Annotated in this window: 13 protein-coding genes; 3 read left to right on the top strand and 10 right to left on the bottom strand. The window is 40.8% G+C overall.

Going from position 1 to position 13,475, the window contains the following annotated elements:
- The first annotated feature begins 24 nt into the window (after positions 1-24).
- The 3 genes from rnhC to recD2 all read left to right on the top strand — a co-directional run bounded on the left by rnhC (position 25) and on the right by recD2 (position 3,980).
- Positions 25-906 carry a ribonuclease HIII gene (gene rnhC, locus SPAR10_RS06310; protein ID WP_004252045.1) on the top strand — a complete coding sequence of 294 codons (882 nt, stop codon included), beginning with the start codon at positions 25-27 and terminating at the stop codon, positions 904-906.
- Positions 907-909: 3 nt separating this feature from the next.
- Entirely contained in the window at positions 910-1,524 is a 615-nt protein-coding gene (gene lepB / locus SPAR10_RS06305) for a signal peptidase I (RefSeq protein WP_004252042.1), read from the top strand.
- 89 nt (positions 1,525-1,613) lie between these two features.
- Entirely contained in the window at positions 1,614-3,980 is a 2,367-nt protein-coding gene (gene recD2, locus SPAR10_RS06300; RefSeq protein ID WP_004252041.1) for an SF1B family DNA helicase RecD2, read from the top strand.
- 44 nt (positions 3,981-4,024) lie between these two features.
- Here the strand turns inward: recD2 and tig are convergent, their stop codons facing one another.
- From tig to SPAR10_RS06250, 10 genes are all read right to left on the bottom strand, one after another.
- Positions 4,025-5,308 (bottom strand): trigger factor, encoded by a 1,284-nt coding sequence (tig, locus tag SPAR10_RS06295; protein WP_004252038.1) that lies wholly within the window; start codon positions 5,306-5,308, stop codon positions 4,025-4,027.
- 112 nt (positions 5,309-5,420) lie between these two features.
- Entirely contained in the window at positions 5,421-6,053 is a 633-nt protein-coding gene (locus SPAR10_RS06290) for a response regulator transcription factor (RefSeq protein ID WP_004252035.1), read from the bottom strand.
- An 18-nt stretch (positions 6,054-6,071) separates the two neighbouring features.
- On the bottom strand, positions 6,072-7,061 hold the full coding sequence (locus tag SPAR10_RS06285; RefSeq protein ID WP_004252031.1) for an envelope stress sensor histidine kinase LiaS: 990 nt from the start codon (positions 7,059-7,061) through the stop codon (positions 6,072-6,074).
- Positions 7,058-7,756, bottom strand: coding sequence for a cell wall-active antibiotics response protein LiaF (gene liaF / locus SPAR10_RS06280; RefSeq protein ID WP_004252029.1), 699 nt, complete (start codon positions 7,754-7,756; stop codon positions 7,058-7,060). The genes SPAR10_RS06285 and liaF overlap by 4 nt, the downstream gene beginning before the upstream one ends.
- A 98-nt stretch (positions 7,757-7,854) precedes the next feature.
- A complete protein-coding gene (gene fni, locus SPAR10_RS06275) occupies positions 7,855-8,856 on the bottom strand; it encodes a type 2 isopentenyl-diphosphate Delta-isomerase (RefSeq protein WP_004252026.1) in 1,002 nt (333 codons plus the stop codon).
- Positions 8,834-9,847, bottom strand: a complete 1,014-nt coding sequence (locus tag SPAR10_RS06270; protein ID WP_004252023.1) for a phosphomevalonate kinase — start codon at positions 9,845-9,847, stop codon at positions 8,834-8,836. The genes fni and SPAR10_RS06270 overlap by 23 nt, the downstream gene beginning before the upstream one ends.
- Entirely contained in the window at positions 9,834-10,787 is a 954-nt protein-coding gene (mvaD, locus tag SPAR10_RS06265; protein ID WP_004252022.1) for a diphosphomevalonate decarboxylase, read from the bottom strand. Before mvaD ends, SPAR10_RS06270 begins: the two co-directional genes overlap by 14 nt.
- A complete protein-coding gene (mvk, locus tag SPAR10_RS06260; RefSeq protein WP_004252012.1) occupies positions 10,769-11,647 on the bottom strand; it encodes a mevalonate kinase in 879 nt (292 codons plus the stop codon). Before mvk ends, mvaD begins: the two co-directional genes overlap by 19 nt.
- Before the next feature lie 122 nt (positions 11,648-11,769).
- A complete protein-coding gene (locus tag SPAR10_RS06255) occupies positions 11,770-12,687 on the bottom strand; it encodes an N-acetylmuramoyl-L-alanine amidase family protein (RefSeq protein ID WP_004252008.1) in 918 nt (305 codons plus the stop codon).
- 94 nt (positions 12,688-12,781) lie between these two features.
- Positions 12,782-13,471 (bottom strand): response regulator transcription factor, encoded by a 690-nt coding sequence (locus SPAR10_RS06250; protein ID WP_004252006.1) that lies wholly within the window; start codon positions 13,469-13,471, stop codon positions 12,782-12,784.
- Positions 13,472-13,475: the final 4 nt, after the last annotated feature.

Genomic DNA, 13,475 nt, shown 5'->3' with positions numbered 1-13,475 from the left:
CGCTTTTATGGTACAATAGAGACTATGGCAAGTATCACATTAACTCCGAGTGAAAAGGAAATTCAGGCTTTTATTCAAAAGCATGAACATGCACTCACTCCTAGTAAAAATCCCTATATTCGCTACTTTTTAAAACTTCCGCAAGCTAGTGTTTCCGTCTATACATCTGGGAAAGTCCTCTTGCAAGGAGAAGCTGCTGAAAGCTATGCTAGATTTTTTGGTTATCAAGTAGAACAAGTAGTTAGCGGGCAAAATTTCCCCTTGATTGGAACAGATGAGGTTGGAAATGGTTCCTACTTCGGTGGTCTGGCTGTAGTGGCGTCATTTGTAACTCCTGATCAGCATGACTTTTTACGAAAACTCGGGGTTGGAGATTCTAAAACACTAACTGACCAAAAGATTCGTCAGCTTGCTTCCCTTCTTAAGGAGAAGATTCAACATCAAGCACTCCTTCTTTCGCCAAGTAAGTATAACGAAGTCATCGGTGAGCGCTACAACGCCGTTTCTGTTAAGGTAGCTCTTCACAATCAAGCAATCTTTCTCCTCCTTCAAAAGGGAGTTGAGCCTGAAAAAATTGTTATCGACGCCTTTACAAGCTCACAAAATTATGAAAAGTACCTAAAAAATGAAGCCAATCATTTTCCTAATCCAGTCATGCTAGAGGAAAAAGCTGAGGGCAAGTACTTGGCTGTTGCAGTTAGCTCCATTATTGCGCGTGATCTCTTCCTAGAAAATCTTGAAAATCTAGGCCGAGAACTTGGTTTTCAACTTCCAAGCGGGGCTGGAACGGCTTCCGACAAGATAGCTAGCCAAGTCCTTCAAGCTTACGGTATGCAGGGACTCAACTTCTCCGCCAAACTACACTTTAAAAATACTGATAAAGCAAAAAAAATGCTAGAAAGGTAAATTATGAAATACATTATAGATTTTTTAAAAGAATGGGGAATTATCTTCCTACTTATCGCACTAGTAGGGCTTAGTCGTATCTTTCTTTGGAGTAATGTGCGTGTAGAAGGACACTCTATGGACCCTACTCTAGCTGATGGAGAAATCCTCTTTGTTGTCAAACACCTCCCTATCAATCGCTTCGATATCGTAGTTGCCCATGAGGACGACGGAAACAAGGATATCGTTAAGCGTGTTGTCGGTACACCGGGTGATACCGTACGTTTTGAAAACGACAAACTTTATATCAATGGTCAAGAAACTGATGAACCATATTTGGCAGAATACCTCAAACGATTTAAAGAGGATAAACTCCAATCTACCTATACTGGAGAAGGTTGGGATGGAAAAAAAGGCGAGTATTTCAGAAGCATTGCTGAAAAAGCTCAAGCTTTCACCTTAGATGTAAATTACAACACTAGCTTCACCTTCACTGTTCCAGAGGGACAATACCTCCTACTTGGTGATGACCGTCTGGTATCTAGTGATAGCCGACATGTTGGTACTTTTAAAGCAAAAGATATTATTGGAGAGGCAAAATTCCGTTTCTGGCCACTCAAACGTATCGGAACATTTTAAGAACACTAAGAGGCCGAGAAATATAAATCTCAGCCTCTTCTCATTCTATTCTGAATGATAGATTTCATTCAGGAATGTAAAGGAATTATATGGAAGTCTATTTTACAGGTACGATTGAACGTATTATTTTTGAAAATATCAGCAACTTTTACCGTATTCTCCTTTTAGATATAGAGGATACCAATGCAGAGGACTTTGATGATTTCGAAATCATTGTTACAGGGACCATGGCTGATGTTATCGAGGGAGAAGAATACACTTTCTGGGGGCAGATTGTCCAACACTCCAAATACGGAGAACAACTGCAGATTTCCCGTTACGAAAGAGCAAAACCAACTAGTAAGGGATTGGTCAAGTATTTCTCTAGCAGCCATTTCAAAGGGATTGGTCTTAAAACTGCCCAAAAGATTGTGGAACTCTATGGGGAAAATACTATCGATGAAATCTTGGAACATCCTGAAAAACTTGAGACTATCTCAGGGCTGTCTTCTAAAAGTCGTGAGGCCTTTGTATCCACACTCCGTCTCAACTACGGGACTGAAATGGTCTTGGCCAAGCTTGCCAACTACGGTATTCCTAATAAATTAGCTATTCAAATTCAGGATACCTACAAAGAGGAAACTATCGATATCGTTGAAAATTATCCCTACCAGTTGGTAGAAGATATCAAGGGATTGGGTTTTACCATCGCTGACCAACTGGCGCAAGAATTGGGCATTGAAAGCCAGGCACCTGAACGTTTCCGAGCAGGACTCATTCATAGCCTTTTAAACGCTTGTATGGAAAGTGGGGATACTTATGTTGAAGCTAGAGACTTATTAGAAAAGACTCTAAATCTACTGGAATCCTCACGTCCTGTAGAACTGGAACCAAGTCAACTTGCTCAAGAATTGTCCAATCTCATTGAAGAAGAAAAAGTTCAACAAGTTGACACCAAAATCTTTGACAACAGTCTCTTTTTCGCTGAGGAAGGGATTCACAATCACCTCATTCGTATCCTTGAAAAAGAAGAAACTGATAAACAAGAAACAGAAATCATCCAGGAGCAGATCGCAATTGTTGAGGAAGAATTAGGCATCCAATACGATGCCATTCAAAAACAGGCAATCTGCGATGCTATCCAAAACAAGGTCTTTATCCTGACCGGCGGACCTGGTACTGGAAAAACCACTGTTATCAATGGGATTATTGCCGTCTATGCTCTATTAGAAGGACTGGATCTTCGAAAGAAAAGTAATCTTCCGATTCTCCTTGCTGCTCCAACTGGTCGTGCTGCTCGTCGCATGAATGAACTAACAGGCTTGCCGAGTGCAACCATTCACCGCCACTTGGGTATGACTGGTGACGACGACACAAGCCATTTAGAAGATTATCTAGATGCTGACTTTATCATCGTAGACGAGTTCTCTATGGTAGATACTTGGCTAGCCAATCAACTCTTCTCAAATATTTCCTCTACTAGTAAAATTCTCATCGTTGGAGATAGTGATCAGTTGCCATCGGTTAGCCCGGGTCAAGTTCTGGCTGACTTACTCCAAATTCCAAGTATTCCGCAAACACGCTTGGAAAGAATCTACCGCCAGAGTGAAGAATCAACCATTGTCACACTTGCGAGTCAGATTCGTCAGGGAATTTTACCTGCAGATTTCACTCAGAAAAAGGCAGACCGTTCCTACTTTGAAATCGCTAGCAACCAGATCCCAGCGACCATTGAAAAAATCCTAGACGCTGCCATCAGAAGTGGCATCCCTGCACGAGACATCCAAGTTCTAGCTCCTATGTATCGTGGAGCATCAGGAATCGATGCCATCAATCAACTCATGCAAGAACTGCTCAATCCTCTTCAAAAGGGACAGATTAGTTTTGAAGCAAGTCAGTTTCAGTATCGTAGTGGAGATAAGGTCATTCATTTGGTTAACGATGCAGAAGTCAACGTTTTTAACGGAGACCTAGGCTACATCACAGACCTCATTCCTGCTAAATACACTGAATCTAAACAAGATGAAATGATGATTGATTTTGATGGGAACGAGGTTTCCTATCCTCGAAATGAATGGTACAAGATTCGTCTTGCTTATGCCATGAGTATCCATAAATCTCAAGGGAGTGAATTCCCAGTTGTCTTTCTTCCCATCACCAGTGCTAGCAAGCGTATGCTGGAGCGTAACCTTATCTACACTGCTATTACTCGGGCTAAAAGCAAACTCATTCTACTCGGTGAACTTCAAGCCTTTGATTATGCAACTAAACATATTGGAACAGCTCGAAAAACCTATCTGATTGAACGTTTCAGCGACTTAACTGAAAGCTCTCAAGAAGTAAATGAGCCAATTCTTGAAACAGAAAACCAGATTGATCCTCATCAACCTTACATCCTGACTGAAGAAAACTGGACTAGTATTCCAGCTATGATTGGAATTAGTCAAGATGATCTTGATGAGTTTTTCGGAAAATAAAGCACAAAAAACCACCGAATCCGGTGGTTTTTTATCTTTTCAGATTATTTTACTGTTGCAGTGCTTGTGATCAATTCAACAGCTTTTTTGATTGTGATATCGTGTTTCAACATATCTGCTGAAAGCAAGCTTTGTACTTGGGCAACTTCCATGTTGTAATCTGCAGCCAATTGCTCGATTTCTTTTTGGATTTCTTCTTCAGTAGCGTCAAATCCTTCAGCTTTCGCAACTGCTTCGATAACAAGGTTAGTCTTAGTGCGTGACTCAGCTTCTGCTTCGTATTGTTTGTGAAGGTCTTCTTGAGTAGTTCCAGTGATTTGGAAGTACATGTCAGGGTTGATACCTTGACGTTGCAAGTTTCCAAGGAACTCATTTACTGAGCGGTGAACTTCTTCGTGGATCATTTCTTCTGGAAGTTCTACGATTTCAGAGTTTTCAACTGCTTTATCGATTGCTGCACCTTCAACGGCATCATTGTAAGCTTCTTCTTTAGCAGCAGCTAATTCTTTACGGTATTTTTCTTTCAATTCGTCAAGAGTTTCAACTTCTTCGTCGATATCTTTTGCAAGTTCATCGTCAAGAGCTGGAACTTCTTTAGCTTTAACTTCGTGGATAGTTGTTACGAATTTAGCTTCTTTACCTGCAAGGTCTTCTGCTTGGTAGTCTTCTGGGAATGTTACGATAACGTCAACAGTTTCACCAGCTGAATGTCCAACTAATTGGTCTTCGAAACCAGGGATGAATTGACCTGAACCAAGTCCAAGTGAGAAGTTTTCACCTTTTCCGCCGTCAAATTCAACACCGTCGATAGAACCCACAAAGTCAATAACAACAGTGTCGCCGTTTTCAGCAGCACCTTCTTTGATCACCAATTCAGCCAAGTTGTTGCGTTCACGTTCGATACGCTCTTCAACATCAGCGTCAGTTACTTCTTTATCTACATCAACTGATACTTCAAGGTTTTTGTATTCACCCAATTTTACTTCAGGTTTTGTAACAACTTCAGCAGTGATAACCCAATCTTGACCTTTTTCCATAGAAGTTACGTCAATTTTTGGTTGAGCAACTACTTCAAGACCAGCTTCTTTAGCAGCTGCTTCATAAGCGTCTGGTAAAAGAGCGTTCATTGCATCTTGGTAAAGTGCTTCTTCACCAAATTTTTGGTCGAAGATAGGACGTGGAAGGTGACCTTTACGGAAACCTGGAACGTTAAGAGTTTTCTTTACTGAGTTAAATACACGGTCCAATTCTGGTTTGATTTGGTCTTGAGAGATAGTGAAAGTCAAGACACCACGGTTTGTTTCTTTGTTTTCAAATGATACAGACATTCTGTCATTTCTCCTTAAAATTTTTAATACAGTCCATTATACCACATAGTAGCGAACTTTTTCAAGTAATGGATGCGCTTTTCGTCCATGCTTCAGTTATATCCTATGTCCCCTAAAATTCATCAGAACCCACCAGATGATGTTGAAAAGCATAAACTACTGCCTGGGTACGATCACTAACTTCAAGTTTTGCTAGGATATTGGAGACATGGGTCTTGACTGTCTTAAGGGAGATAAAGAGCTCATCTGCAATGCGCTGATTTTCATAGCCCTTGGCAATCAATTGAAGGACATCGCGTTCTCGCGCAGTTAATTCTTCGTGAAGTTCCATATGATTGCGGTGGTATTCTACTTTCTTACTCACCTCTTGTTCGATAGCTAGCTCTCCAGCTGCCACCTTTTGAACAGCATGGAACAATTCATCGGCACTTGATGTCTTGAGCATATAGCCTTTAGCCCCAGCATTCAAGACTGGCATGATTTTTTCATTGTCTAGATAAGAAGTCACAATCAAAATTTTAGCCTCCGGCCATTCTTTGAGAATAGCTAGAGTTGCGTCAATTCCGTTGACTTCAGGCATAACAATATCCATGACGATCACATCTGGACGAAGCTCCAAGGCCATGGAAATCCCTTCAGCTCCATTAGTTGCTTCTCCAACAACCTCTACATCATCTTGTAGTTCAAAATAACTTTTTAATCCAAGACGCACCATTTGGTGGTCATCTACTAATAATAATTTCATTTTATTTCCTTTTGTTAGTCAATCAAGTAAGGGGATCCGAATATCCACTGCCAAACCCTGCTTCGGTGCTGTTAATAGTTGTATGCTCCCGGCCATATCTTCCACTCGTTCTTTGATATTGCGTAGTCCATAGCTTAGTTCATCAACATCATCTAACTGAAAACCGAGACCATTGTCTACTACCTTCAACTGCAATTCAGTTTCCGTTTGATAAAGATAAACATCTAGACAAGAAGCTTGGGCATGACGGAGAGTGTTACTAATCAATTCTTGGACGATACGAAAGACATGCTCCTCAATCTTTTTAGGCAATTCGTCTACCTGATATTTAAAACTGACTTTGAGTTCACTTTTTTCTTCCAATTCTTTGAGAAGCAACTGAATCCCCTCAACCAGACTCTTTTGTTCCAGTTCTATCGGTCGCAAATGCAAGAGTAGAATACGCAAATCTCTTTGGGCTGTCTCTAAAATAGCTGTCACACTCTGGAGTTGTGTCTGCATCTTCTCTTTGTCTAATCTGGAAGCTTGTTGACTGAGTCCTGATAACATCATATGGGCAGCGAAAATTTCTTGGCTAACCGTATCATGCAAGTCACGCGCGATTCGCTTGCGCTCCTTTTCAATAATCACTTCTTCCTTGATCAAGGCTTGATTGTCCGCTTTTTGAATGGCTTCTGTCAATAAACCAAGCTTGCCTGATAAGTTTCTAAAACTTGCGTCTAAATCAGCATCTCCAAGGCTTTTAATATCTTTACTAGCTAGCAGACGATTAAGATTTGCTTGGATTCTTCTTCTTGAAATTTCGTCAACCATTGTCCAAAATAAGACCAATAAAAAGGCTAGAGCAAGACTAAACATCAAAGCCAGAAATAGGACTTTTTCTGTCTTTTCTAAATCTTGGAAGAGAGAGGCCCACTCCAAATCTAAGACCTTAAAAATGCTTCGAAATAGAAAAGCAACAAAGAGAAATGAGGTGAGACCAATTAAAATATAGGGTTGCTTTTTCATCCTCTCACCACCTCAACATCTCCAACCATCGTTGTCAAAAGAATCTTAACACTCTTGGGACTCTTGAGATAGTCTCTGGTTTCTTGATGGAATTGTTCATTGCGCAAAGCACGCTTAGGCTGGTCAAAAAAGGTTAAATCTCCGTACAGAGAATTGACACTTAGACTGACTTCAACATCCACTGGTACGATAATTCTAGTCGTACCGACCAGTTTTCTCAAGATGATGACATTATCATGATTGCTCAAAATCACGTGCTCTAGATGAATGGTATCCTTCCCCATAAGGCGAAAGAGATTGATATCATCAAAACGACAAGTCTGGTAACTTGAAAAATGGTGGAGATTTCCAAACCAGCGATTTTTCTCCCTCTTTACCGTCACTACTTCCTCAAAAACCAGATTGGTATCTTCTCTTTCCTGGTTCATCATAGGGTAAAGCAGGAAGAGACTATAAATCAAGGCCACAAAGATGGCTAAAATGACAAAGGGATTGAGCATGATGATAAAGAAAAATAGGATGCTCACCGCCACTAAAATAAAGTTATTTCCCTGTTTTCCAGTATAATATCGAATTAGCAGTAAAAACAAGAGTAACATCAGTAGAAAACGGGAAAAATGCTCTGATACCATCATAATCAGAGCTCCTGTCAATAAACAAGCTTCAATAAATAGAAAAATTTGAAATTTTCGCATGTATCCGTCCTCTCTATTTAATTGTATCACAAATCCCAAAAGTCACATCAGTCTGAGGAATGATAAAGAGGTCGGGACTAAAATCCCGACCTCTTTCTTTACATTTGGTCTTTTGCTTCTTTTAATTTTCCATATAGGAGATAGTCGACCTCTTGCAAATCCTCAATTTTTTTACAATTAAGGGCACACATAATCAAGCGTATGTCTTCCTTCCAACCTTCAACAATGGAAATAACGACATCAACAGAGTAATTTTCAACCAGCTCTAACATAGTGCGTGATAGACCAACTGCCTTGGCTCCAAACACTAAGCATTTGATGATATCTAGTGGATTGCGAACTCCTCCACTCACCAAAAGTTCCATCTTGTCTTTCCAGTCTTGGGCATTCAGAAGAGCTTGCATGGTCGATTGACCCCAGTCATTGAGGTAGTCACGCTGTCCACTGCGACGGTTTTCGATATAGGCAAAGCTCGTTCCCCCACGACCAGACAAATCAACGGTTCGTATTCCCATCTCATAAGCCTTAGCAATGGTTTTCACATCCATGCCAAAGCCGACTTCTTTTAAAACAAGAGGTACAGAAATCTGATTAACATAATCTTTCAGATTATGTTGCCATAATCTAAATTGACGTTCACCCTCTGGCATAAGTAATTCCTGCATGACATTAACATGAACTTGCAAGAGGAGGGGATTCATCTCTTTCACTGTTTGTAATCCTAGTTCTACAGGTTTGTCTAAGCCAATATTGGTTCCAAGAAGGAGGTCAGGGTAACTAGTTTTGACTGAAAAAGAGTCATCTGATGGATCCTTGAGTGCAGCGCTGTAAGAACCTGTTACAAATAAAATTCCACAAGCATCTGCCACCTGAGCCAACTTTTGATTGATTTCTCTACCCTTGTCACTCCCACCTGTCATGGCATTGATATAAAAGGGGAAATCCCATTTTCGCCCTGCAAATTCTGTCGAAAGATCAATTTCATCTAAGTCATATAAGGGTAGCGAGGAGTGGATCAACTCCACTTCATCAAAACTATTATAAGTACTGTTTTGTTCGAGGGCATAGTGGATGTGTTCATCCTTCCGATTTATCGTCATGTCCCATCCTTTCTTGATATAAGAGCTCAATTCCTAGATCAGCCCAGCGTTTTTTCAGTAATGTGGTCGAATCTTGGTCAAAACTAAGTGCTATCCCACAGTCTCCACCACCAGCACCACTGCTCTTAGCAACAGCTTTCAAATCTCGGCTGGCATTTTTTAGTTGTCTGAGCGAAGGTGTGTAAATGTCTGAACTCAAGCCTTCTAAAAGTTGGCTAGCTTGTTCCAGCAAGTCAATAATGGTTTCTTCTTGACCTACCTCCAAAGCCTTTACCAAGTTAGCTACTGTTTCTTTTGAAGCTTGTAAAAAGCTAGAGTTCATATTATCCTTAATTTGCTTGACCATATGACTTGATACAGCCACTTCCTTGGTCCAACCAACCAGAAAATCAAATTTCAACGCTGGTTCAACACTCCTAATAGAAAAGCCCCAGTCACGTGCTAATACAACCTGCAAGTTTTCTTTTTCTAGCCAATCTGCCACTTTCTCTCGGTCAAATGACTGATAGAGGACGAGGTCTTCTGATACGATACAGGCAATATCCCCCATGGAACCATTGTCCCCACGTTTAAGAAGTACAGCACTCGCCAATTTAAACAAGAGTTCTCTATCAGCTAATCTTTCATAGAAGGCAAGCATGGCCTTGACGACCAAAACAACCACACTGCCACTAGAACCCAGGCCGAATTTCTTCCCCTCACGCTCCATTTTCCCACGAACGTCTAAAGAAAAAGGATGCAGTTCAACTCCTTGGGCAGTTAGATACTCCTCCACCAAGGCAACTGTTTCTTGAATCAAGGCATAAGAAGAATCCGGTCGCAAGTCTACACTATAGGAAAACATATCTGAGTAGAGTCGATAAACATTAGACGCTTTAATCTCAGCCGTCATATAGATGGGAATAGCCTTTATTAGCGCCAACTGTCCCGGTTCTAAAATGGCATACTCCCCAGCCCAATAGAGCTTCCCACAAGTTTTAACAATCGTCATCTTGGCTCAAATCCTTTGTTTTTGAAACGATTAAGCGATAGCGTTGACCTAAAAGTTCTGATAAATATTCCAAGTCCTCTTCCAAGCAAAGAACCTTGACATTCGGGCCCGCATCCATGGTAAAGTAGCAATATTCTCCTTGTTCTCTAAGCTGACGAACAAAATCCATAGCCTCATAACTAGCATCTGTCAGATAAGAGAAGGATGGAGTGGCTGTTTTTGTCGTAGCATGCATAGCCAAGGCGTTCTTCTCTGTCAATTCTCCAACTTTCTTAAAGTCATTTTCCTTGAGGTAGACTAACATATCCTTGTAATCTTGTTCAGATTGACGAATCCACTCATCAAAAGTCGTAGAAGTTTCGACACAAAGCTTCATCCCATCTCGACTGGAAATTGGTTTTTTCTGGTCTTCCAAGACCAACATAATCATAGCTAGTTTCAAGTCAGTTTCGACAGGATAAATCTCTCCACTATCCTTGTCCCAGGCTGCCAAGGGGCCATAAAAACTACGAGATGAAGAACCCGATGCAAACTTAGCTTCCAAGGCCAATTCTCTGCGATTCAGTCCAAGTTGGAAATATGCATTACAAGCTTTGACCAAGGCAGATAAACCACTGGAACTTGAAGAAAGGCCTGCTGCTGTTGGCATATTGTTCTTAGTATCGATACGAACAAACCCTGCTCCTTCAGGACGGTAGCGGTCAATGATTTTACGCATTTTGGCATGCTCAGCTTCGTTTTGCAACTGACCATTGATGTAAAAGGCATCAGCGGTTTCATCTGCTGGTAAAGGAGAAAGTGTCGTCTCCGTATACATATTTTCTAAAGTCAGAGAGATACTGCTAGTCGCAGGAACCATCTCTTTTTCTGCCTTCTTTCCCCAATATTTAATAATAGCAATATTGGCATAGGAACGTACTGTTACAGGCTTTCGATCCATGTCTGAACAGCTCCTTTCTCTTCTAATCTTTCAGCTAAATCTTGAGCTTGGTGATAGTCGGCTACTAAGGCTATGATACAGCCACCTAAACCACCACCACTCATCTTAGCACCTAAAGCACCATGTTGAAGAGCAGTTTCCACCAAGGCATCAGCCTCAAGGCTACTAACTCCTATTTCTTTTAAATTTCCATGCGCTTTTGTTAAAATCTCTCCCAGCATCACGGCATCTCTTGCCTTTATTGCTTCTTCTGCTTGCTGGGTCAACTCTCCAAGTGCATACAAGAAAGGTAAAGCTTCCTTACCCTTGCTCTCTACAACTTGAATAGCTTCACGAGTGTGTCCATAGACTCCTGTATCTGCAATGACCAGATAAGCCGACAAGTCCATGGCTAGTTCTTCAAAACCAACATTCTTGATAAAACGAATAGGCTGGTCACTAAGACAGGTCTTAGCATCCAATCCACTAGGATTCATATGGGCAATCATCTCAGCGCGATTGACCAGAATTTCTAACACATCATGTGGAAGTTCTGCTTGGTAATAATCAAATACAGCGCGAATAGCCGCAATGCTAATGGCTGCCGAAGAACCCATTCCACGTTTTTCTGGAATAGCAGAGTCAATTTGGCAACGGATGTATGCATCTTTGATATTCAGATACTCGAGAGAAGCATAAACTGCCATGGACAAGGTGTCCTCTTCAAAAAGACGCCATGGTGTCGCTGCTGGAACAACCCGACAAGTCACTTCAACCTCTAAAAGAGGCAAAGAGATGGCTGGATAGCCGTAAACGACTGCATGCTCTCCTATTAAAATAATTTTACTATGTGCCTGACCGACACCAACTTCTTTTGTCATTTAATCCTACTATCAGACGAAAAGCGTCTGTTTCTAGATAAAATTTTAGAACTTTATTCCTTTCTATTTTATTATATTTTCACAAAAAAAGCGATTGTTTCCTTCACAATCGCTTGTTTTCATTACTGGACCCACTCGCCATTATAGTTGACGTAGTAGCCATCTACTTTTGTATTTACAGCTAAGGCACCTGAACTATAGGCATAGTACCATTTACCGTTAACTTGGAACCAGCCTGTCACCATAGCTCCTGACGAACGAAGATAATACCAAGTATTACCGACATAAACCCAGCCAGTTTTCATATCACCATTTTGAGCATCTAAATAATACCAAGTTGAACCATCTAGATACCAACCGGTCGCCATAGCACCTGATGAACGGAGATAGTACCACTTGTTACCAAGATACTGCCAACCTGTTTGCATTGCAGCAGTTGTTGGATCAAGATAGTACCAAGTTGAATTGTCGTTAATCCAACCAGCACGTCTTTCTCCACCAAGGTAGTCTTTCCCTGAAGAACCTGTTTTTGCTAGGTAATACCAGTTTGATTGATCATAAAGCCAACCTGTTTTTAATGAATGATCTTGGTCAAAGTAGTAGTTTGCTAGTTTAAGAACTTCAGGACCCTCAAAGCCTTCACCATATTTTTTACCAACATTTAATGAATCCTTAGCCTCTAATGCTTTCCACCCAACAAATTCTTGTAGGACCCCATCCTGTCCAAAGTAATACCACTTCGGTTGAAGGCCGATTTCGAAAACTGGTTGATTATCAAATAAATTATCTCGGTAACCTGTCCCAGGAATTTCTAGGTATTGCCAACCGACAACCATTTCTCCACCATCACCAAAATAGTAGGTTTTGCCGTCTATTTTATGCCAATAGATTGCTTTATGGTCATCTTTTATATAATATTTTCTGTTGTCCTTATCAACAAACTGTCCACCTGTAGTATCCGCAAATACTGTATTTGTTGCTAACAGACTAAAGAAAAATACTGCTAGTCCAACTTGCATCATTTTTTTCAAAAATTTCATTCTTGCTTCCTCCAAAATGATTGTAGCAAAGACTAAACTATATGTCAACATATAATGATTTCAAAAAAAGCAGTTACACAAGGTAACTGCTTTTCTATTCTTGCATGGTGTAACCCACACCACGCACGGTTTTAATGTAGCTCTTTTGACCTTTTACGTCAAGTTTACTACGTAGATAGCGGATATAAACATCCACGATATTGGTTTCGGTCGCACTTTCATACTTCCAAACACTTTCCAGCAACTGCTCTCGAGTTAAAACTTTCTTGCTTCCCATAAGGGTAGCCAAAAGGTCATATTCACGACGTGTGAGGGCAATCATTTCCTCGCCACGATAGACAGTATGATGTTCTACGTCCATACGCAGATTGCGATAGGATGTCGGAACCTTCATTTGACTACAGTGTTGGTCGATAAAATCCCGACCTCGGAAAATTGCTGCAATACGAGCCACCAAATCATCAATAATGACTGGCTTGTAGATATATGAAACAGCGAAACGCTGGATTGTTTCAAGTTGGTCTTTCAATTCTTCTCGATGATCCAAGACTATAATAACCGAAGCTGGCTTAGTCCGACTCAACTGTTCTGCAAAACCCTGGGCTGTCATATCCCCTAGATGAGCATTCAGTAAAATCAAGTCATAGTCAGTCTGAAGAGCCATGGAGAGGGCTTTTTGACCCTCTTCTACCTGATCAACTCGGTATTGCTCTTTTTGGAGTTCCAGACTTAAAAAATGAGCTAGATTTCTTTCTTTCTCAAGTAATAAAATCCGTTTCCCCATGGCT

Source organism: Streptococcus infantis SPAR10, assembly GCF_000279535.1.
GTDB classification, from domain to species: Bacteria; Bacillota; Bacilli; order Lactobacillales; family Streptococcaceae; genus Streptococcus; species Streptococcus infantis_I.
The sequence above is the reverse complement of the archived record's forward strand: the minus strand, read 5'-3'. Positions and strand labels throughout refer to the sequence as shown.

Excerpts from the sequence above, each read along its gene's own strand:
- SPAR10_RS06255 (WP_004252008.1), bottom strand. The coding sequence starts at position 12,687 with ATGAAATTTTTGAAAAAAATGATGCAAGTTGGACTAGCAGTATTTTTC.
- SPAR10_RS06285 (WP_004252031.1), bottom strand. The coding sequence starts at position 7,061 with ATGAAAAAGCAACCCTATATTTTAATTGGTCTCACCTCATTTCTCTTT.
- rnhC (WP_004252045.1), top strand. The coding sequence starts at position 25 with ATGGCAAGTATCACATTAACTCCGAGTGAAAAGGAAATTCAGGCTTTT.
- SPAR10_RS06270 (WP_004252023.1), bottom strand. The coding sequence starts at position 9,847 with ATGACGATTGTTAAAACTTGTGGGAAGCTCTATTGGGCTGGGGAGTAT.
- mvaD (WP_004252022.1), bottom strand. The coding sequence starts at position 10,787 with ATGGATCGAAAGCCTGTAACAGTACGTTCCTATGCCAATATTGCTATT.
- SPAR10_RS06290 (WP_004252035.1), bottom strand. The coding sequence starts at position 6,053 with ATGAAATTATTATTAGTAGATGACCACCAAATGGTGCGTCTTGGATTA.
- SPAR10_RS06250 (WP_004252006.1), bottom strand. The coding sequence starts at position 13,471 with ATGGGGAAACGGATTTTATTACTTGAGAAAGAAAGAAATCTAGCTCAT.
- recD2 (WP_004252041.1), top strand. The coding sequence starts at position 1,614 with ATGGAAGTCTATTTTACAGGTACGATTGAACGTATTATTTTTGAAAAT.
- liaF (WP_004252029.1), bottom strand. The coding sequence starts at position 7,756 with ATGCGAAAATTTCAAATTTTTCTATTTATTGAAGCTTGTTTATTGACA.
- lepB (WP_004252042.1), top strand. The coding sequence starts at position 910 with ATGAAATACATTATAGATTTTTTAAAAGAATGGGGAATTATCTTCCTA.
- mvk (WP_004252012.1), bottom strand. The coding sequence starts at position 11,647 with ATGACAAAAGAAGTTGGTGTCGGTCAGGCACATAGTAAAATTATTTTA.
- tig (WP_004252038.1), bottom strand. The coding sequence starts at position 5,308 with ATGTCTGTATCATTTGAAAACAAAGAAACAAACCGTGGTGTCTTGACT.
- fni (WP_004252026.1), bottom strand. The coding sequence starts at position 8,856 with ATGACGATAAATCGGAAGGATGAACACATCCACTATGCCCTCGAACAA.